This window comes from Proteus hauseri, from assembly GCF_004116975.1.
Taxonomy (GTDB): Bacteria; Pseudomonadota; Gammaproteobacteria; order Enterobacterales; family Enterobacteriaceae; genus Proteus; species Proteus hauseri.
This window is the reverse complement of record NZ_CP026364.1, coordinates 615,538-635,509: the sequence shown is the minus strand read 5'-3', so window position 1 is coordinate 635,509 and position 19,972 is coordinate 615,538. Positions and strand designations below refer to the sequence as shown.

General features: G+C 37.9%; 27 protein-coding genes and 1 tRNA gene. 3 read left to right on the top strand and 25 right to left on the bottom strand.

Going from position 1 to position 19,972, the window contains the following annotated elements; translation table 11 throughout:
* Positions 1–71: 71 nt before the first annotated feature.
* From PH4a_RS03100 to ppiB, 7 genes are all read right to left on the bottom strand, one after another.
* Positions 72–2,234 (bottom strand): ornithine decarboxylase, encoded by a 2,163-nt coding sequence (locus tag PH4a_RS03100; protein ID WP_129037679.1) that lies wholly within the window; start codon positions 2,232–2,234, stop codon positions 72–74.
* A 196-nt stretch (positions 2,235–2,430) separates the two neighbouring features.
* Positions 2,431–3,459, bottom strand: a complete 1,029-nt coding sequence (locus tag PH4a_RS03095) for a mechanosensitive ion channel family protein (protein ID WP_129037677.1) — start codon at positions 3,457–3,459, stop codon at positions 2,431–2,433.
* Positions 3,460–3,544: 85 nt separating this feature from the next.
* Positions 3,545–4,804 carry an MFS transporter gene (locus PH4a_RS03090; protein WP_129037675.1) on the bottom strand — a complete coding sequence of 420 codons (1,260 nt, stop codon included), beginning with the start codon at positions 4,802–4,804 and terminating at the stop codon, positions 3,545–3,547.
* Between the two features lie 122 nt (positions 4,805–4,926).
* On the bottom strand, positions 4,927–5,994 hold the full coding sequence (gene purK / locus PH4a_RS03085; RefSeq protein WP_129037673.1) for a 5-(carboxyamino)imidazole ribonucleotide synthase: 1,068 nt from the start codon (positions 5,992–5,994) through the stop codon (positions 4,927–4,929).
* Positions 5,991–6,512 carry a 5-(carboxyamino)imidazole ribonucleotide mutase gene (gene purE, locus PH4a_RS03080; RefSeq protein WP_129037671.1) on the bottom strand — a complete coding sequence of 174 codons (522 nt, stop codon included), beginning with the start codon at positions 6,510–6,512 and terminating at the stop codon, positions 5,991–5,993. Before purE ends, purK begins: the two co-directional genes overlap by 4 nt.
* A 134-nt stretch (positions 6,513–6,646) precedes the next feature.
* Positions 6,647–7,369, bottom strand: coding sequence for a UDP-2,3-diacylglucosamine diphosphatase (gene lpxH / locus PH4a_RS03075; protein WP_129037669.1), 723 nt, complete (start codon positions 7,367–7,369; stop codon positions 6,647–6,649).
* A gap of 13 nt (positions 7,370–7,382) precedes the next feature.
* Positions 7,383–7,877: a peptidylprolyl isomerase B gene (ppiB, locus tag PH4a_RS03070; RefSeq protein ID WP_064720866.1), complete on the bottom strand. Its 495-nt coding sequence runs from the start codon at positions 7,875–7,877 to the stop codon at positions 7,383–7,385.
* Positions 7,878–8,288: 411 nt separating this feature from the next.
* On the opposite strand from ppiB, the gene cysS reads away from it, so the two are divergent.
* Positions 8,289–9,680 (top strand): cysteine--tRNA ligase, encoded by a 1,392-nt coding sequence (cysS, locus tag PH4a_RS03065; protein WP_129037667.1) that lies wholly within the window; start codon positions 8,289–8,291, stop codon positions 9,678–9,680.
* A 153-nt stretch (positions 9,681–9,833) separates the two neighbouring features.
* On the opposite strand, the gene fruK is transcribed toward cysS, so the two are convergent.
* From fruK to folD, 3 genes are all read right to left on the bottom strand, one after another.
* Positions 9,834–10,775, bottom strand: a complete 942-nt coding sequence (gene fruK, locus PH4a_RS03060) for a 1-phosphofructokinase (RefSeq protein WP_129037665.1) — start codon at positions 10,773–10,775, stop codon at positions 9,834–9,836.
* A gap of 653 nt (positions 10,776–11,428) precedes the next feature.
* Complete coding sequence (ybcJ, locus tag PH4a_RS03055; RefSeq protein WP_064720863.1) at positions 11,429–11,641, bottom strand: ribosome-associated protein YbcJ; 213 nt, start codon at positions 11,639–11,641, stop codon at positions 11,429–11,431.
* Positions 11,642–11,644: 3 nt separating this feature from the next.
* A complete protein-coding gene (gene folD, locus PH4a_RS03050; RefSeq protein WP_064720862.1) occupies positions 11,645–12,517 on the bottom strand; it encodes a bifunctional methylenetetrahydrofolate dehydrogenase/methenyltetrahydrofolate cyclohydrolase FolD in 873 nt (290 codons plus the stop codon).
* 188 nt (positions 12,518–12,705) lie between these two features.
* Here folD and PH4a_RS03045 point away from each other — a divergent pair.
* Positions 12,706–12,782, top strand: a tRNA-Arg gene (locus tag PH4a_RS03045).
* A gap of 21 nt (positions 12,783–12,803) precedes the next feature.
* On the opposite strand, the gene PH4a_RS03040 is transcribed toward PH4a_RS03045, so the two are convergent.
* The 7 genes from PH4a_RS03040 to PH4a_RS03015 all read right to left on the bottom strand — a co-directional run bounded on the left by PH4a_RS03040 (position 12,804) and on the right by PH4a_RS03015 (position 16,822).
* Complete coding sequence (locus PH4a_RS03040) at positions 12,804–13,961, bottom strand: tyrosine-type recombinase/integrase (RefSeq protein ID WP_129037663.1); 1,158 nt, start codon at positions 13,959–13,961, stop codon at positions 12,804–12,806.
* 428 nt (positions 13,962–14,389) lie between these two features.
* Positions 14,390–14,596 (bottom strand): DUF4060 family protein, encoded by a 207-nt coding sequence (locus PH4a_RS03035; RefSeq protein WP_103004601.1) that lies wholly within the window; start codon positions 14,594–14,596, stop codon positions 14,390–14,392.
* Between the two features lie 55 nt (positions 14,597–14,651).
* Positions 14,652–14,834 carry a hypothetical protein gene (locus PH4a_RS03030; RefSeq protein ID WP_129037661.1) on the bottom strand — a complete coding sequence of 61 codons (183 nt, stop codon included), beginning with the start codon at positions 14,832–14,834 and terminating at the stop codon, positions 14,652–14,654.
* A complete protein-coding gene (locus tag PH4a_RS03025) occupies positions 14,812–15,189 on the bottom strand; it encodes a hypothetical protein (protein ID WP_129037659.1) in 378 nt (125 codons plus the stop codon). Before PH4a_RS03025 ends, PH4a_RS03030 begins: the two co-directional genes overlap by 23 nt.
* Before the next feature lie 3 nt (positions 15,190–15,192).
* Entirely contained in the window at positions 15,193–15,369 is a 177-nt protein-coding gene (locus PH4a_RS18120) for a hypothetical protein (RefSeq protein WP_164971521.1), read from the bottom strand.
* 205 nt (positions 15,370–15,574) lie between these two features.
* Positions 15,575–16,255: a hypothetical protein gene (locus PH4a_RS03020; RefSeq protein WP_129037657.1), complete on the bottom strand. Its 681-nt coding sequence runs from the start codon at positions 16,253–16,255 to the stop codon at positions 15,575–15,577.
* A 69-nt stretch (positions 16,256–16,324) separates the two neighbouring features.
* On the bottom strand, positions 16,325–16,822 hold the full coding sequence (locus PH4a_RS03015; protein ID WP_129037655.1) for an ASCH domain-containing protein: 498 nt from the start codon (positions 16,820–16,822) through the stop codon (positions 16,325–16,327).
* Between the two features lie 124 nt (positions 16,823–16,946).
* Between PH4a_RS03015 and PH4a_RS03010 the strand changes: the two genes are divergently transcribed.
* A complete protein-coding gene (locus PH4a_RS03010) occupies positions 16,947–17,183 on the top strand; it encodes a hypothetical protein (protein ID WP_129037653.1) in 237 nt (78 codons plus the stop codon).
* 71 nt (positions 17,184–17,254) lie between these two features.
* Here the strand turns inward: PH4a_RS03010 and PH4a_RS03005 are convergent, their stop codons facing one another.
* From PH4a_RS03005 to PH4a_RS18415, 8 genes are read right to left on the bottom strand one after another with little or no spacing between them, the layout of a single operon-like run.
* Positions 17,255–17,548, bottom strand: coding sequence for a hypothetical protein (locus PH4a_RS03005; RefSeq protein ID WP_129037651.1), 294 nt, complete (start codon positions 17,546–17,548; stop codon positions 17,255–17,257).
* Positions 17,549–17,591: 43 nt separating this feature from the next.
* Positions 17,592–17,870, bottom strand: coding sequence for a hypothetical protein (locus PH4a_RS03000; protein WP_129037649.1), 279 nt, complete (start codon positions 17,868–17,870; stop codon positions 17,592–17,594).
* Between the two features lie 32 nt (positions 17,871–17,902).
* Positions 17,903–18,376: a single-stranded DNA-binding protein gene (locus PH4a_RS02995; RefSeq protein WP_129037647.1), complete on the bottom strand. Its 474-nt coding sequence runs from the start codon at positions 18,374–18,376 to the stop codon at positions 17,903–17,905.
* Positions 18,376–18,990 carry an ERF family protein gene (locus PH4a_RS02990; RefSeq protein WP_129037645.1) on the bottom strand — a complete coding sequence of 205 codons (615 nt, stop codon included), beginning with the start codon at positions 18,988–18,990 and terminating at the stop codon, positions 18,376–18,378. Before PH4a_RS02990 ends, PH4a_RS02995 begins: the two co-directional genes overlap by 1 nt.
* 1 nt (position 18,991) lies before the next feature.
* Positions 18,992–19,318, bottom strand: coding sequence for a hypothetical protein (locus PH4a_RS02985; RefSeq protein WP_129037643.1), 327 nt, complete (start codon positions 19,316–19,318; stop codon positions 18,992–18,994).
* Positions 19,315–19,467 carry a hypothetical protein gene (locus PH4a_RS18115; RefSeq protein ID WP_164971520.1) on the bottom strand — a complete coding sequence of 51 codons (153 nt, stop codon included), beginning with the start codon at positions 19,465–19,467 and terminating at the stop codon, positions 19,315–19,317. The genes PH4a_RS02985 and PH4a_RS18115 overlap by 4 nt, the downstream gene beginning before the upstream one ends.
* A complete protein-coding gene (locus PH4a_RS02980; RefSeq protein WP_129037640.1) occupies positions 19,464–19,721 on the bottom strand; it encodes a hypothetical protein in 258 nt (85 codons plus the stop codon). The genes PH4a_RS18115 and PH4a_RS02980 overlap by 4 nt, the downstream gene beginning before the upstream one ends.
* Positions 19,712–19,846 carry a hypothetical protein gene (locus PH4a_RS18415; protein ID WP_255310961.1) on the bottom strand — a complete coding sequence of 45 codons (135 nt, stop codon included), beginning with the start codon at positions 19,844–19,846 and terminating at the stop codon, positions 19,712–19,714. The genes PH4a_RS02980 and PH4a_RS18415 overlap by 10 nt, the downstream gene beginning before the upstream one ends.
* Positions 19,847–19,972: the final 126 nt, after the last annotated feature.

Here is a 19,972-nt window from a genome sequence, read left to right as displayed (position 1 = left end):
TCAAATAAAAATGCTGATGTGCAGTTTATTAAAGACATCAGCATTTTTATATTTAGTCATATATAAATTAGTTAGTTTTTTAGAACATAAGCATAAATACCTTTACTACCATCTTCTTCATGATGGGTATAAACACCTTGTAATTCTGTTGAAAATCCCGGCAGTTGATTGATGGTAACTTCAAGGGCTTGGAAATAACGTAATACAGCGCCATCCCAAACTTCACCAGGAACTGCACACAATACACCCGGTGGATATGGCAACGCACCTTCTGCCGCGATCCTACCTTTTAATTTACTGAGTGGTAAAAGCTCAATATTTCCACGCACAAATTCAATATTTGCTTGTTGTGGGCTAAGTGCTCGTTTGGGGAAATGTGATTTTCTAAACATCTGCTTTTGCAGTAATTTAATATTATAAGTAACACAAAGATTGTGCATTTCCTGACAGAGTTGACGCAAGGTGTAATCTTGATAGCGTGATTGATAACGATGACAAATAGACGGTAATACTTGATCTAGTGGCGCATCTTCAATTAATAGTTTTTCAAATCTAATAATCAATGATATTAAGCGTTCAAATTTCTCGCTATGTTCAGCTGGTGTTAATAAAAATAAAATAGAGTTCAGATCGCTTTTTTCAGGAATAACGCCATGCTCGCGTAAATAATTTGCCAATATAGTTGCTGGTACGCCAAAAGCCTCATATTCACCAGTATGAGGATCAATTCCTGGTGTAGTCAGCATTAATTTGCATGGGTCAACAAAATATTGATTATTGGCATAGCCTTCAAAAGAGTGCCAATTATCATTAGGAATAAAATTAAAGAATCGTTGGTCGTGGGCTATTTCATCGGTGTTATGATCTTGCCAAGCAATGCCATCAACCATTTCAGGAATAAAAGGTTTAATAAACTGACATTGTTTTATTAATGATTTACGTGCTTCAATGCCTTGTTTCACACAATCCATCCACATTGCCTCACCACTTTTACCTGCGTGCATTTTTGCATTGATATCTAATGCAGCAAACAGAGGGTAAAAAGGGCTGGTGGATGCATGCATCATAAATGCATTATTCATACGTTTATGATTGATATAACGCTGTTGTCCTTTTATATGAACATCTTTCTTATGAATTTGAGAAGTTTGCGAAAAACCAGCTAATTGCTTATGCACCGATTGTGTGACTAATATTCCGGGATCAGTTTCATTTAGTGTGAGTAACAATGGAGAGCACTGTTTCATCATCGGAATGAATTGCTCATATCCTACCCATGCTGAATCAAACAGAATGTAATCACAGAGATGTCCAATTTTATCAACGACTTGTCGTGCGTTATAAATTGTACCGTCATAAGTACCTAGCTGTATAACAGCTAAACGGAAAGGGCGTTTATCATATTGGCGTTCTGGGGTGATTTCTGCAATTTGTTGACGCAGATAATCCTCTTCAAAACAGTGGGCATCAATGCCACCAATAAAGCCAAAGGGATTACGTGCTGTTTCTAAATAAATAGGTATCGCACCCGCTTGAATCAATGCTCCATGATGATTTGATTTATGATTATTTCTATCAAATAACACTAAATCATTCGGCGCTAATAGTGCATTTAAAGCAACTTTATTTGAAGAAGAAGTGCCATTTAGAACGAAATAGGTTTTATCAGCATTAAATACTTGTGCAGCAAAGGCCTGCGCATCATAAGGCGCACCTTCGTGGATCAGCAAATCTCCCATTTCGACATCAGCATTGCAGAGATCAGAACGAAATAAATTCTCGCCAAAATATTGATAAAATTGCTCTCCAGCAGGGTGGCGACGGAAAAATTCACCACCTTGATGACCAGGGCAATCAAAAGCGACATTCTTTTGTGCGACATAATTAACTAAACGTGAAAAGAAAGGCGTTGTAAGACTTTCTTCATATTGAAGTGCTGCTTTTTCAATTAATATGCTGTTTTTTTCATTAGCACTGTTCTCCATAATAACAATACCTTCAACTTGACTAAGTACATCAGCAGAAAGAGTGTCGCTAAGACCAACAGCAATAAATATAGGTAATTGGAATTCTGTTTTTTGAATACGTTTTAATTCACCTGCATTAACTGCATTTAACGACAATATCACTGCTGATATTTGCGTTAAATTGGCGCCTGTAATGTCAATAACTGTGCGTTCAGTCGTAAAATAGTGTGAAACCGTTGGGCTAGATGCCAATTGCATTTTTTTCATTAGGCTTGGATTTTATTATGGGTCAACAAATATGCCGCCAATATACTTGGTTGTTTATATGAATGGAATGTATTAAAAGAAAATTAGTATCGTTTTATGCGGTTATTTTGCATAAAAAAACATTTTGATTATAAGGGAATAGAGTGAATAAAAAGCAAGAGAGGTTTATAGCTCAGCTATAAACCTCTCCCTGTAATTACTGTGGTGCTAATGGTGATGATTTTTCAATATAAACAGTTTGAGATGGAAAGGCAAAATCAGCGCCATGTTTATGCACAATATCTATCATCTTTAAATAAACTTCTTGTTGGGCGGCTAACCATTCGCCCCACACTGTTGTTTTGGTAAAACAATACACCATGATATTAAGAGATGAGTCAGCAAATTGATTAAAATAGACCAGAATAGTTTGCTGAGTGTCTATTTTTTCATTTTGCATTAACATATTACGGATATCTTCTACTATCACACCGATTTTATCTGAATCTTCATAACGTAAACCAATTTCTGTTTCGATACGCCTATTGGTCATCCTGCCTGGGTTTTCAACGCTAATGGATGAAAATACAGAATTGGGAATATATAAAGGTCGATGGTCAAAGGTAATAATTTTGGTAATACGCCAGCCAATTTCCACTACTGTACCTTCAATATTACGATCAGGAGAACGTACCCAATCACCAATATTAAAAGGGCGATCAAAATAGAGCATTACACCGGAAAAAAGGTTGCTCATGACATCTTTACTTGCCATACCAATGGCAATGCCGCCTAAGCCACCAAAGGTCATTAATCCCGACAAACTCATGCCAAAATGTTCACCAAATAATAAGATGATAACGACGAAAAGGGTGATTTTAAAGACACGAGAAATAATACGTGCTGATGTAGGGTCACTTCCTTTTTTAATTTGGTTTTGCTCTAATCTATTAATCAGCAAAAAGAATTTTCGCATTAAAATTAAGGCAATAGCCGCAGAGGTAAAGAAATTAACCAGTTTGAAAGAGATAAAGTGGAGATTAAAATCCACTATCGCCATTTCAACGTATTCTCCTAAGATAATCACTAAACTACATAGTAAGATAGCTTGGCTAATATGAATAATAATATTTCTTTGGCGTTTTTTCTTTTTGTGTTGAAAAAAAGAAATAATCAAAAAGCCAATAAAACAGGCTAAAACAATCCCCACACCAATGGAGTATTTCATTATTAATGCTTCATTCATCAGCCTAACGTCTCCTTATAAAATCGCTTTTATATGATGCTACTTTAGTTATTAAGCTACCTTGCTGATTTAATAAAATAACTGCTTATTTCTGTTTTTCACTAGCATGTTGATAAGTTGGATAAGCGGGTGGCCGCATAAATAATGTTACCGCTAAGATAAGCAAAACAGGAATAGTCAGAATAAGAAAAGCAGGAGTAAAACTGCCCGATATATCTTTAATCGCACCGGCAAAAAAAGGTGCTAAACAAGCCAGTGTTGAAATTAAATTCATTACTGAGAAAAGCTCAAGATAGGGTGCACGACCAAAATAATTAGCTAATAATACACTTGATGCTAAAAAGGTCATGCCATAACCAATACCCACACAGATGGTAAATAAAATCAGATAGAGCCATGAATTCGCCATACTTAATGCGAATAAGCCGATAATAATAATACTCAAGCTTGCGATAAGTAGTTTTTTCGGTTCTAGCCATTCACCTATCGCACCACCCGCTAAGCGTGAAAATGCATTGATAAATGCCATCGTACTTAATAGTGTTGCAGCAATGGTTTCACTAAAGCCATTTTCAATAATATGAGCAACGGCAAAGCTATTTACGGTAATACCACACCAAAGAAATGCTGTGTAAGTGGCGGCGATAACATAAAACTGCCATGTTCTTAAAGCATGGCGAGCTGTCCAAATCTCTTTGGTTTGATAGATACGTTTAGTAGTTTGCAGTTGGCTAATTTTTTTAGCATGTTCTTGTTCTGTTTTTCCTTCACGCAAAAATAAAATGGTGATTAAGGTAATAATAGTGAGTGCTATGGCAGAGATAAGCCAATGCATACGCCATGTATGCCATAAATGCGTTGCTAAAAAATAGATCCAAGGGCCTGCAACGCCACCTAAACCACCAATAGTAAAATAGACACCAAAAGCAAAGGACTGTTTTTCAAATAACCGAGAGATAACATAGGTGCCGGGAACGGTTGCCAGCAGAGTAAAACCAATACCTAACAGTGCGGTACCAAGAAAATAGCGAGCGATAGTGTAGGTTTCATATAAAAAATAGAAACCACTGACAAAAATCATTAAGCCAATTAATAGTGTAAGACGAACACTGAGCTTACGGATGAGCAGAGTAGGCAAAAAACTGGCAAGTCCACAGGTTAATCCTAACAAAGTAAAACCGAGACCTGCTTGTGTCCAGTTCCACTCTAGCTCATTTATCATGCTTGGGAGAACGACACCTAACGAAGTAAACGTAGTTGCTGTGGCTAAAAAATACACCAAACCCAGTAATATCAGCATAGTCCACTGATACACGGGGCCAAAAATCTGTTGCGTGGCTTGCATCCTGACTCCATCAAACGGGTGCAGTAACCTGAATAATCAGGAGAAAATAGCGAATGACAGACCTTTATTTTAAAGGTCTGTTCGTTAAGGGCTATTATTCTCTAACTTTATGAGTCGGACTGCTAGCTTAATTTTTCTAAAGCCCATTTGATAGGATACTGATAAGCCTCATCAAGCAGAGGGCTTAATTGAGTTAATGTGTTTTGAAGTGATTGGTTATCATTGTGTGTGATATTTAAATGTCCCACTTTACGCGCTGGACGCACTTCTTTTTCATACCAATGAAGATGGACTAAAGGTAACGACAGCCACTGGGGATGCACTTCAGTACCAATAAGATTTACCATTACCGAGGTTTGACTCACTTCAGGTGTTGGCATCGGTAAATTTAATATGGCGCGTAGGTGCAATTCAAATTGGCTAATTGATGCACCATTTTGAGTCCAATGACCGCTGTTATGTACGCGAGGCGCTAATTCATTGATAAGTAGTTTATTGCCAAGGATAAAACACTCCATTGCCATTACACCAACATAATTAAGCTTATTAAGAATAGCCTCAAGCATTTGCTGGGCTGATTGTTGTAGTGTTGGTGATGGCGTTGGTAGTGCGACACTCATGCGTAAAATACCATCTTGATGAAGGTTATGTGTTAAAGGGTAAAAAACACAATTGCCGTTGTTGTCTCTAGCACCAATTAATGATACTTCGCCAGAAAATGGGATCCCTTGCTCAACGATGCATTCGCCATAAATTTCTGCAGGAAGTTGGTTTTCTTCGCCTGGATGAATACGCCATTGGCCTCTGCCGTCGTAGCCACCAACACGGCGTTTTACAATTATAAAATCACCAAGTTGAGCATAAATATCTGGCCATTGATCAGGGGATGTTAACGGCATCCAAGGTGCAGTTGCTAAATTGAGTTCATCAAGTAACTGTTTTTGCGGTAAGCGGTCTGCAAGTAGCGGAAAAATATCACGATTAACAAAGTTAGAATGACGCTCAAGTTCCTTAGTTAATGCCGTTTGTGGCCAACGTTCGATTTCTGCCGTTATAACACTTTGTTGATAAGGCACAGCTTCGGGTTCTGCATCTAACCCAATAGGATAAACTGAAATACCTAGGGGTTCCCCAGCTTGGCGCAGCATTCTACCAAGTTGACCATTCCCAAGGACACAAACGGGTTTCATAGCGCCTCCCTAGGATCTGGGTTATTCAGTACATCGTCAGTTTGCGTAGTTCGCCATGCTGTTAATGAATCAAAAATAATAGGGTTATGTAAGGCTAAAATTTGTGCTGCTAATAAAGCCGCATTAGCTGCACCAGCCTTTCCGATAGCTAAGGTGCCAACTGGGATACCTTTTGGCATTTGAACAATAGAATAAAGGCTATCAACGCCACTTAATGCAGCACTTTGTACCGGTACGCCTAAAACAGGAACTAATGTTTTTGCTGCTAACATTCCTGGTAAATGAGCTGCACCACCTGCACCTGCGATAATTACATCAAAGCCGTTATCTTTTGCTTTTTCAGCAAAGCTAAATAGCTTATCAGGTGTGCGATGTGCAGAGACAATTTCAACATGATAAGGAAGTTGCAGTGCATCTAATACATCAGCAGCATGAGACATTGTTGCCCAGTCACTTTTAGAACCCATAACTATGGCAATTTGTGGCGAAGGAGTATTTAGACCAACTTGAGAAGACATTACTTAACTGCTCCTGTAAGCATAAACAGAGATAGCCTGATAAACAGAAAGTGATAGTATCACGCTAACACGTCAAGGAAAACGTTTGCGTAAAGAAAAAAACGTCTTTTTATCGAGTAAATGACAGTGGTAAATTAAAAGGGAAAAGAGATTAATTCAATGTTTTCAGCGGTGACTTTAAACATAGAGCCTTCTGTGTGCCATGCGCCTAATACACCGCGGTAATGATCCTCTCCCTCAATCTCAACTGTGTGAATAGCGGGGCGATGGGTGTGGCCATGGATCATCCATTGGGTATTAAAATGCTTAAAAGTATCGATAACTGTTTGAGAATTTACATCCATAATCGCTTCAGATTTATGACGATTGGCATGTTGGCTGCGTGTTCGCATTTTATCTGCAATACGAAGCCGGATAAAAAGAGGAAGAAGCAAAAATAGGCGTTGAATAAGCTTATTATGTACTTTTTTTCGATAACGTTGATAGGACTCATCGTCGGTACAAAGCGTATCACCATGTAAAATTAAGATGCGATGCTGATAAATCTCAAGTACTTTTTCTTGCGGCAATATTGTGATGCCACTCTCTTTGGCAAAACGTGAACCAATTAAAAAATCACGATTTCCATGAATAAAATAACAAGGAATACCTGCATTTTTCAGTTGCATTAATGCTTGAGATATTTGTTGATGTAATGGATTTGGGTCATCGTCACCAATCCAAAAATCAAAAAAATCACCTAAAATATAGAGCGCATCGGCATAAACAGCCTGTTCTTTTAAAAAGCGAAGAAAACCGGCAGTAATTGCCGGTTCATGTTCACTTAAATGTAGGTCTGCGATAAACAGCGTACACATAAAAAGTGGCTGCTTATTCGCTAACAGTAACGCTGTTGATTACGATATCTTCACGAGGAACATCTTGGTGGGAACCGCTGCGACCCGTAGATACTGCTTTGATTTTATCAACAATATCCATGCCTTCAACAACTTCTGCGAATACACAGTATCCCCAGCCATTTGCATTTTCAGCACGGAAGTTTAAGAAATCGTTGTCTGCTACGTTGATAAAAAATTGTGCAGTTGCAGAGTGTGGATCGTTAGTACGAGCCATTGCCAATGTGCCACGGTTATTTTTTAAGCCATTGTTTGCTTCGTTTTTAACGGGTGCTTTGGTCGCTTTTTGCTTCATACCAGGTTCAAAACCACCACCTTGGATCATAAATCCATTGATAACGCGGTGGAAAATAGTGTTATCGTAGAATCCTTCTTTACAGTAGTCTAAAAAATTCTCTACGGTTGCAGGTGCTTTATCTGCAAATGTATTAATCACGATATCGCCGTAATTGGTATGAAAAGTAACCATATTTAGATCCTAATATAATTTTAGCTTTACCCAGACTTGGGCAGAAACAATTGTGCTTTTTTTTATACCACAATTACCTTATTTAGTCAGTATTCATCTTTTTTCATGGGTCTTTTTCGCTTAAATCTGTGAGTAAAATAAGTAAAAAACACTTTTAGTCAAATTTTTAGCTAATAAAGCGAAATTTGATTGTTCACAGTCAACGATTGGGCAGTGAAAATAAGTGCAGAGCAGAGTAATATAAGCGGTTGTTAATCTGAATTGCTTTTGTAATTGGTGTTCAAAACCCTTATAAAGGTAATGTTATATTGGTATTTTATCGTCGTAATTACTATTTTTATTATTACATACGTAATTTGCGTATATAGACATGTAATAAACACGTACAGTTGAAAACGGGAACGTCCTCTGATGCTAAAGATTTATAATACTCTCACTCGCCAAAAAGAAGAATTTAAGCCTATCCATGCAGGGAAAATAGGTATGTACGTGTGTGGCATCACTATTTATGACCTATGTCACATTGGTCATGGACGTACATTTGTGGCGTTTGACGCTATAACCCGTTATCTGCGTTTTTTAGGATACGATGTTAATTATGTCCGTAACGTCACGGATGTTGATGACAAAATTATCAAACGTGCGATAGAAAATAATGAAACCTGTGATCAACTAACAACTCGAATGTTAGCTGAAATGCACAAAGATTTTGATGCACTGAATATTGCTCGTCCTGATTCTGAGCCACGTGCAACTCATCATATTGCTGAAATTATTGCGTTAACAGAGAAACTGATTGAACGTAAACATGCTTATGTTGCTGATAATGGCGATGTGATGTTTGCGATAGATACAGACTCTGATTATGGTTTACTTTCTCGCCAAGATCTAGAGCAACTGCAAGCGGGTGCTCGTGTCGAAATTGCTAATGCAAAACGTAACCCAATGGATTTCGTACTATGGAAAATGTCTAAACCAGGAGAGCCAAGTTGGGAGTCTCCGTGGGGAGCTGGTCGTCCTGGTTGGCATATCGAATGTTCTGCGATGAATGGTAAAGAGTTAGGCCATCATTTTGACATTCATGGCGGTGGTTCTGATTTAATGTTTCCACATCATGAGAACGAAATTGCACAATCAACTTGTGCTCATGATGGTCCTTACGTTAATTATTGGATGCACTCTGGTATGGTGATGGTAGACAAAGAAAAAATGTCTAAATCGCTAAATAACTTTTTTACTATTCGTGATGTGCTTGCGTATTACGATGCTGAAACTGTTCGTTATTTCTTATTATCAGGTCATTATCGTAGTCAGCTAAATTATACTGAAGAAAACTTAAAACAGGCTCGTACCGCGTTAGAGCGTTTATATACGTCATTACGTGGTACAGATTCAAATGCGCAACCCGAAGGAGGCGAAGCATTTGAAGCTCAGTTTATTGAAGCAATGAATGATGATTTCAATACACCTGAGGCTTATTCAGTACTATTTGATTTAGCTCGTGAAGTTAATCGCCTAAAAGTGGTTGATATCAATGGAGCCAATGGATTAGCAGCCGTACTACGTAAGCTTGCTAAAGTACTTGGTTTATTAGAACAAGAACCAGAGCACTTTTTACAAAGTGGCGCTAAAACTGAAAGTGCGGATGATGTCGCAAAAATTGAAGCGTTAATTCAGCAACGTAATGATGCGCGTAAAAATAAAGATTGGGCAGCCGCTGATATTGCTCGAGATGCATTAACGGCGATGGGAATTGTATTAGAAGATAGCTCACAAGGAACAACGTGGCGTCGTAATAACTAATATTTTTCTGAGGTAATATTTGTCTGAGATGCTCAGTTAAATAAGCTAAATAAAAATATCGGATATTTATTATCCGATATTTTTTGTTCATTATATTGAGTTGTTATTATCATCTAATGAGCCGTTGGTAGGCGAGGGAGCATAAAGGTATATTTATAATTTTAATGGTGTTAATTCAACTTCAGTCATCATACGAGCGAGTTGCTCGCGATCTGTAATACCTACATTGGTTTGGCTAACCGCTAGGGCTGAAACGGCTGTTGCAAGGCGTAATGTATGTTCACTTGTTTGGCGCATCATTAAACCATAAATAAGCCCACCAACCATAGAGTCACCCGCACCTACAGTGCTTACAACATCACATTTAGGTGGTTTAGCCATCCAAGCACCAGATGCATTGACCCACATTGCTCCTTGTTCACCTAATGAGATTACAACATGAGCAATGCCTTGCTGACGCAAATCTTGTGCCGCTTGCACGATATCTGAAAGTTCGGGTAAAGGTTTACCAGCCCAAATCTCTAGCTCATGGTGATTAGGTTTTACCAACCAAGGCGATGCTTTTAATCCAGCGACAAAGGCATCTCTGCTACTGTCGAAAATAATACACATGCATTCACTGCGTAGTTTTGTCATCCAGGCAGTAAAATCATTTAAATCAACACTAGGGGGAACACTCCCACTAACACAAATCATATCAAACTGACCCGCCCAACTTAGCGAGTCGTTAACGAATTTATTCCAATCTTGTTTAGTGATATCAAAGCCTGAAAAATTAAAATCTGTCACTTCACCATTTGGCTCAGTCAGTTTTACATTTATACGTGTACGACCTTCAACCAATTGAAATCGATTCACAATACCAGATTCACTAAATTCTTTTTGAAAACCATCTTGATTTTCTTTACCCAAAAAACCACCTACAGTGACATCAACGCCTAAGCTTTTTAAGACTTTGGCAACATTGATACCTTTGCCTGCTGCATGAAAACCCGCTGTTTTAACGCGGTTAACTTCACCAAGTTCAATAGGTGCACTTAATCCCACGAGATCATAAGCAGGATTGAGGGTAATGGTCGCGACTCTGCGTCTCATGCTAATTTCTTACCCTAAGCAATAGAATAGGTAAGCATTTTTTCTCTGTAATAAGAGTAAAAACGTTACCTTGAATAGGTTGGTTAAGCATAAGATCTCCTGTTAGATAAAACATCAAATAATGCATAAATAGCGTAAAACTGCTTGTTAAATAATATCACTAGGCTGAATCGTTTCAAATTATAAGTTGTAATTTAGTACAAACAATGCTCTTTTGCCTATCTAAAGTAAGGAAAAATTAGATCTAAATCACGTTTTAGCACTTTAAATCAATAATAAACAGACAAAATAGTCACTGAAAGATTGTTGTTTTAGTTTTGAATATTATATCTATAATTAATATTTATATATAAAACAATACATTATGTTTTACATTGTTATGTTATATCTTTGAAAATGATAAATATATTCTTTTTAAGATAATAGATTATAACCATAAATGATGTTTAAAAAGATGATTTAAATTAGATAATTTGAGTTTTATATTAATAAAAATATTAAAATTCAAATCGTTATCTTATTTTTTATTTTAGAGATTAAAATAAAAGAAGATAAAACAACTCAAAAAACAAGATAGAGAGGAAAAAAGCATTAAAAATAAGAAAAGCGCTACTTACAAAGTAACGCTTTGGGTAACACAATCAAATTGCTGATTATTTGCTGACGGTGGCTGAAAACTCACCAAAGGTTACAACTTTGCCTGCTATAATCTTACAGCGTTTACGTGTTTCCACTTTGCCATCTACGCTGACTTTACCTTCAGCAATAAGATTTTTTGCTGCAGCACCACTTTCTGTCCAGCCTTGAAGTTTTAATAAATCACAAAGCTCAACATAGTCGTGCCCATCTAATTGAAATTTTTCCATTGCTTAATAATTACCTGTTTCAGGATCATGGTACTCTTCACATGCCTGTAAAGTGTTTTGAATAAGAGTTGCTACTGTCATTGGGCCTACGCCACCAGGAACCGGTGAAATCCAGCCTGCGCGCTCTGATGCTTGTGCAAAATCGACATCACCTGTTACTTTACCATTTTCAAGGCGATTAATACCTACATCAATAACGATAGCACCAGGTTTTATCCATTCTCCAGGAATAAAGTTAGGTTTACCTACAGCAACGATTAACAAATCAGCATGTTCGACATGAAAACGCAAATCTTTGGTGAATCTATGAGTAACAGTTGTTGTGCAGCCTGAAAGTAATAGCTCTAAGCTCATTGGACGGCCAACAATATTAGATGCACCAACAATAACGGCATTTAAACCATACAAATTGATATCGCAACGTTCTAGCAGTGTGACAATACCGCGCGGTGTGCAAGGGCGCAATTTAGGTGCACGTTGACATAAACGTCCAATATTGTAAGGATGAAAACCATCAACATCTTTATCAGGATGGATGCGTTCTAATACTTTGACATTATCGATACCAGCAGGAAGAGGAAGCTGTACTAAGATACCATCAATAGTGTCATCATTATTAAGTTGATCGATTAGGTTTAATAAATCAGCTTCACTGGTTGTATCGGGTAAATCATAAGAACGAGAAACAAAGCCTACTTCATCACAAGCACGGCGTTTGCTAGCGACATAAATCTGCGATGCTGGGTTATCACCCACTAAAACAACAGCTAAACCAGGGGCGCGTTTGCCTGCTTCAAGACGCTGTTTTACTTTTTCTGCAACTTCACTTCTAATGGTCTGCGCAATCGTTTTCCCATCTATAATTCTTGCTGACATCTGTACATCCAAATTATCTAATTACGGTATGTGTCTATTTTGTCAGATCAAGAGCAATCTGTCAGTCGCTTCCTTGCCATATTTTAACCACATAGATTGATATCGTTGAAAAAGCGTTGACTCTCAGAATGTTGAACGTATAATTCACACCCGTTATCAGCACGAACGATGACGCCTATCTTTTCTAGGCGCCCTTAGCTCAGTTGGATAGAGCAACGGCCTTCTAAGCCGTAGGTCACAGGTTCGAATCCTGTAGGGCGTACCATTTAAAATCAAACAGTTACACTCATTTTAAATTCTCTACTTTTCTTAAGTGGGACGGATTTGGGACGCAAGCGCCAAAAATACTGTCTATTTGCTTTGCATGCTCGGTTAAATGATTTGGCGCTAGGTGTGCATACCTTCTAACCATATCAACTGACTCCCAACCACCCATTTCTTGCAATACTGAAAGCGGTACTCCTGACTGAATTAACCAACTCGCCCATGTATGGCGCAGATCATGAAAGCGAAAGTTTTCTATTCCAGCTCTTTTTAGTGCCGTCCTCCATGCCGTGTTAGAATCAACTCGCATTTTTCTAACACTTGGCGTTAATGTTCCATCTGGTCTTTTCTTTGATTCAGTGTGAACAAATACCCATTTGTGATGGTTTCCTATTTGCTCCTTAAGAACCTGACAAGCAGTGTCATTTAAAGCAACACCAATTGCTTGGCCTGATTTGCTATCCTCTGGGTTTATCCATGCAACTTTCCTTTGCATATCAATTTGACTCCACTCTAAATTGATAATATTGGATCGCCTTAATCCAGTGGACAATGCAAATGTAACTACGGATTTCAGTGGTTCAGGGCATTCTTGAATCAGTCTTTTAGCTTCATGATGCTCTAACCACCGAACCCGCTTTTCTCTGATTGTTGGAACTTTGATAACGGGAGATTTTTCTAACCATTTCCAGTCACGTTCAGCAGCTCTTAACAGAGATTTCATGATGGCGAGATGCTTTGCTTTGGTTGCGTTACTGACAGGGACATCAGTAAATGCGGGGATTTCCTTTCCCTTTCTTTTAGCTGATTCCGCTTGTTTTTCCCATCTCTCCCTTGCTTTTCTGTTTACCATCTTATTGATAGCAGAATATATTTTGGCTTCTGTAATATCTTTAAGTCGGCATCCTTCAAAGTGGTCCAGCCAAAAAGAAAGCCTACCTTTATCGTCATCGAGTGATTTTTTGTCTGCTTTCTCTTCTATCCATCTCACAATAGCTTCTTCAAAAGTAACATCAGGAAAGTCACCAAGTCGCTCTATGCGCCATAGCTCGACCTTTCTTGTGTCGTGCAACTCCTGCGCGAGCTTCTTGTCCTCTGTGCCAAGAGATTCCTTGATTCTTTTACCGCTTGGCGTCGTGTAGTTTCCGTACCATATTTTACCTCTTCTGAATAAAGACATGATTTTCCCTCTCGTGTCTCACCAGCGTTCACTGGTATATTGTGAATTGATTTATTAGCTGCCGCAATACATGCAGCTCTCGTAAATAGGTATGGAGAGTTTTTCTTTGATGGATCCTTTCTTGTGTATGCAATCAATCCTAGCTTGCACCAACGAGAAAGAGTGTCTTCTGATATACCAATAAATTCCGCAGCTTCTTTCCTAGGTATAGTTATTCCTTCCATCTTTCTCTTCCTTTTGTAATTTCCGTAGGTAATACGATAGAACCATCTTGTCCTGATAATTCATGTTATTTAAAGGCTTAAACTTTGGTGTGTATTTATTGAGGATTTTAGTTGTTAATTTGTCGTTGGGTATTCCGTGGCTTCTGAGTTCGATGAGGCATTCCTTTGCTATTTGCCTTCGTGCGTTTTCCATTGCTTGTGCATTCATAGTCTTTGCCTTTTATTACGCAAAGTGACCATATATGATTTACGACAGTTTTCTATTTCGACGGGATAAATATTCTTTCCTATCTTTATTTTGTGGCTAACGATTATTCCAGTTCGATTATATTTCTTTTTATGGGCTTCCAGTGCCTCATTAATAGCAATCCTTTCTATGGGTGTGACTTCACCGCGAATTATTAATCTCATAATTCACCTATGCTATTTTCTATTTATTTAATATTTGATGAAAGGTATTTAATTATTAAACTCGATAACCTTTAACTGATATATTTCCGTTTTTCTTTCTTATTATCCATGCTTGCATATTATTAAGTGAATAAGCACACTCATTTTCACCACGCATTAAGAAATCAGATAGGCAATTACCAGTGAAACGAATTAATTCATTGTCATCTTTATTTTTAACTGTTGTTGTTATTCTCATTCTCAGAATCCTTTTTTAATAAATAAGCAATGCATATCGCGCGAGTTAGTTTTTTATCTTCCACTGTATTCCAGCCTACCCCACACTCCCAAACATCACCTCTTGGATTAATCGCAATTCTATTTGTTTTAACTAAGTTCATTGCCATCCCTTCATCAAAGAAATCAATCCATTCTGTTTCTTCCCATGCTTCTTCGTTATCATTTTTTATGGTGGCTTTTAATTGACGCTGAAATAATTGTAAATTACCAGTTCGTTGCTTAATGTGTTTGTATTGAATGCAGTTATCTTCACACTCGCAAATGAATACATTTTTATTAATCTCGAAATTAGATAGTTCGGTGTATTTATTCATTGATTAATCCTTAACAGTTATTTTGTAATTTCCTGCGTGTGATTTTTTACCATACGCTGTTTTTCCATCACCAGTAGCCACAGCTAACGCATTAACATCTGGTTTATTGCTGATAATTGTTTTTGCTACTTCAAGAGCAAATAAATACTCATTATCTTTACATTCAATTGTTATTTTCATGAATCACCTCTCCACAAATAACCTCAATATTCCTCACTGACATTAAATATTCAGCACGTTTATTGCATTCCGATTGCGTGTATATATCTTCCGTTACAGGCACAGCAGAACCCTGTATTAGCATAAGTAATACATATCCGATTATTTGCATTAATTGTCACTCTGAAATTTAGGTATAAAAAACCCTGCTAGTGCAGGGTAGATGTTAGTCATTAAATTTAGTTATGTTATATCTTATTTTTTCTTTTGTTTCATTTAAAAAATCAGTAAGCAATTCCCTTTCTACATCTGATTGAAAGTAATCTGATATGCCAGGTATATAATTTCCAGCATACTCATGGCTATATTTAATATAATATGTTGTTTTATTGAAAAATACTTCGCTTAATAGATCAACTTCCATTGCGAATTTGAATAAATCTAAGCTTGCCCATACCGCATGCCTATCCAAAAATTCATTCTTGTTTTTAAGTCTTAGATTTTTTTTATAAAACCTTGGATTATCATCCTCCGGTATTTCAACATAACATAACGAGTCATCTTCTATTTTAATGTGTTTGTATTCATTTTCATTTTGAATTAAAAACAAAACGTGGTTTATTTTTTCTATAAAATCAGATGTTTTAATGTTAATAAAATGAAGCAACTTTACATCAATTTCTTTTTGTTTTTTATTTTCACTTGATTTTTGGTTTAAATAAATAACAACAGAAACAATTATTCCTAATGATGATATTACAGTGAAAAATGCTGAAAACTTGGTAACTGACTCATCTTCGGAAATAAAAAGAAATTTTATTACCATAAATAAAGTAACAACCCCAAAAATAATAAATAGCGTTATTCTCGTTAGTTTGGCAACTCGGCGCTCTTTATTAACTGACATAACCCCTCCTTATTTAAAGCGGGGATCATACTCACATCCATGTGACTAATCCACTGTCAAAATACCTCCTTAGTCTACTTTGCTAAAATCAATAACCCATACCCATTCGTTATTATTCCAACTATCTTCTCCGTAAACATCTATCCATGCATCAGCGAATTTATCGTACGGTGTGAATGTCTCACCGCCACTGTCTGGGTCACTATAAGTAGGTCGCCACCCAGTAAGTTCAAATCCTTCAGCGTGTGCATCATCTTGTGATACTTCCTGAACTTGCTGAACCCAAACATTGGTAATTTCAATTTTCCCTTTGATATTACCATCCTTGTCTGCAATGTTAATGATGTTGCCAGTTTCACCATACGGACAATCAACATTAACAAATCCATGCCGCCATGCTGCACATACTTGCTCTGATAGTGTGTAACCTTCTTGCCATGCACTAAGGTTTCGTAACTCTTCTTCGGTTACTTTGGGCTGTGGCTCAATTGGTCTGCGCATCTGCGTTTTTCTGCCATCCATGACAGCCGATAACATAGCATTGTTGAATTTAATACTGTCTTTCATAATTACCTCTATTGATATGTTTTTGAGCAAAACATGTAATCTGTAAAGCCATGTTTTAAAAGGTTTATTTATTTAATTATTGGTGATATGATCGATTTTCAACCATTAACGAGGAAGAAGAAAAATGAGTAATCGATATTATGAAATAGAAGTGTTTGGTAGGAATTATCAGTTGATAGCTAGAGAATCTAGTGATACTAATTTAACGTTTAAATTGGATGATAACTCCAAGTTTCCGCCAATTTATAATGTACATGCAAAGAACAAGCTTCCACTTAAAATAAAAATGCCTAATGGTTTTTACAATCAGGCTTATGTAAGTAGAGCTCCTTTCGGCATGTTTATAGCTAGCTTTATCTAAATTTGCATCTGCCAAGGATTGGCATTCATTCCTCTTCATTGCATCCCTGCGAGTTAAATTAAGCCGCCCTACTATATTTGTGTTTTTAATAATTCAATGATTTGACGAATGCCTTCGTTAAGTTCAACGCCTTCTCCTTTGCAATAATCAAAAATCACATCTTTCATTTTGTATTCGTTAATTTTATTTGAATCCAAGAATGGAGATACACGAACCTCAAATAACATAGCTAGAGTGTTTTTCTCTACTTCCGCTTGGTCATCTCTACTCATGGCGTTCCACTGGCTCTCGGTAACACTTAGCGAAACTCCGTTCACTTCATTGCCGCATTCATCGTATGCGGTTAATTTCATCTTTTTTGTCATATCTATCTCCTGTTTGCATCCTTGCACTGAGTCCGTTGGTTAATTACATGATTAAAACGCCATTTTTTAACGTGATATCATCAGGTGTAACGCCTAGCTCTTTTGCTACTTCGTGTTTGAGTGATATATATCTATACACGAAATCAGGGTTCTTAATTTCTTCTTCGCTCACCTCTTTACCAATAAAACTAAATCGACCACTGAAGTATGACCCGTGTTGTGTGTAGTCGTCATTCAGTAAATATTCGATTGACTCCTCATCAATAGTTACCTTTTCCATATCAGTGCCAACAATCAACTTTGGCTCGTAATCAATACTCATGGTTATATCCTTTGGTTAAACGGGTAGGGTGGTTAGAAGGGTATTTTTTGATCATCCCAATCTTGAGGTGGTTCATTTTGTGGTGCTGGCTTCTGCGGTTGCTGTGGTTGACCCCATCCTTGCGACTGTGGATTCTGGCTTCCTGCCTGATTACCACCGTTACCGCCTAGCATCTGCATTGTTCCACCAATATTGACTACTACTTCCGTTGTGTGTCGGTCTTGCCCGCCTTGGTCTTGCCATTTTCTGGTTTGTAGAGAACCTTCGATATATACCTGACTTCCTTTTTTCAGATATTCACCTGCAATTTCTGCTAATTTGCCGAAGATGCATACTCGATGCCACTCTGTTTTTTCCTTCATCTCACCAGTTTGTTTGTCGCGCCACGATTCCGATGTGGCTAGTGTCAGGTTTGCTACTGCACCACCACTAGGCATATAACGGATTTCTGGATCCTGCCCTAAATTACCGATAAGAATAACTTTGTTTACGCCTTTACTTGCCATTATGCAGCCCCTTTTAGTTCTTTAATTCGAATACCTGTCACACGTTCACATTCCTTTTGTGATTCAGTGCCAGCCAATGTATTCCATGCTTTTTTGTACTCATCCATGATTTGTGACTGATTTGTCGCTGCGCCAAGAAAATTGGTGTAATCAGCCAATACTTGCTCTGCCGTCCGTGGCGCTACATTATGAGCTTCAGCATCTGCATCAATTGCTGTTTCTTCTGTTGGAATACAGAATGCCTGAAATGCCGCGTATTTATACGCGATAGACATGGCTTTGTTTGTGGCTTTATCTCCGCTATCCATAGCCTCACCATAGGTCACTACCGTGTGCTTACTGCCATCTTCCGTGGCAACAAAATCAAATTCAGCCTTAACCACAACGTAGAATAACTGACCACCTCTTTGCGTTTGTCTTTCCGTGACTGAGCGCTCAATGATCCGTGGAAGAATAAGTAATCCATGCTTAACTAGAGCAGGGGCGAGCGCGTTATATACTGCGTCAATCCCTCTGAACATAAATCCTTGCTGTTGATTTTTACTTTCCTTTTTAATTCCTATTTCTGCCATTTCCTTGGCAACATTGCTTATTGCTTTGTATACAGCGGTCATATTAATCTCCAAGATATTGACCAGGACGCTTATTACCCCCGTAATAATCGACATCAATGTTTTCACTAAATGATGACTTCCTTTCTGCATCACGTAACGCTTGAATGTGAGGAGGCAGAGGAGGGTGATTTTTCGATGCTTCGAGATTCATGCAATGTAATTGCATTGCTAACTTCTGCTCTTGCATTGATGGCGTATCATTTGGCGCTTTTCCATCTATTACAGCGATAGCGTGAGCAAGAGCCTCATCAAAATTCCTTTTTTGCATCGAGGCACCATGCCGAGGGTATGCCGTGGTTGGATAAGCCTTATTACTAAATGTATTCATTGAAAATCTCCTGCAAAGTCCTTTATTGGTATTGGCAATCCCTGCTGTCCTAACACTTCCGTTTGGTACATAAACTCACTGTATTCGCGTTCCTGCGATTCTTTACGCTTCCTGCGTAATTCTTCTAACCATTGTTGATGCTGAGTCACGCAACCCTCCTTAGTAGGTTCATCTTAGAAACAGGTGCATCCTTGCTTGCTTCATTGACAATCCTGTCAATCTCTTCCTTGTCGAACTGCATAATCCATTGCAGAGCTTCAACTGGGTCGATTTCTGTTACCTTAGCCAGCTCACTGAAACTTCCTGTCTCAATACTGAGCTTGCTACTGTCGTCAAATTCCATGACTGTTTTATCGTCCGTGTTAACCCTCATTCCTTGAGCATTTTTGAAGGCTATTTGCATAAACCCTCCTGATAGCTTTCTTTGAGCAATTCCATTGCTAACCACCAGATATCCTCACATTTCTGGCGAATAGCTACCTGCGCCTGAGCTTGCGCCAGACGGAAAATATCTTGGTTAATTTTCATAATTTACCTTGCGATAATTAGACTTAATGAAATGACTGCGAATAGAAGTAGGGCGCTGAATATAGTGTCTATGTTCATGCGAAATTCTCACTATTGAGATAGCGATTGTTATTTGGTTTCTCTGGT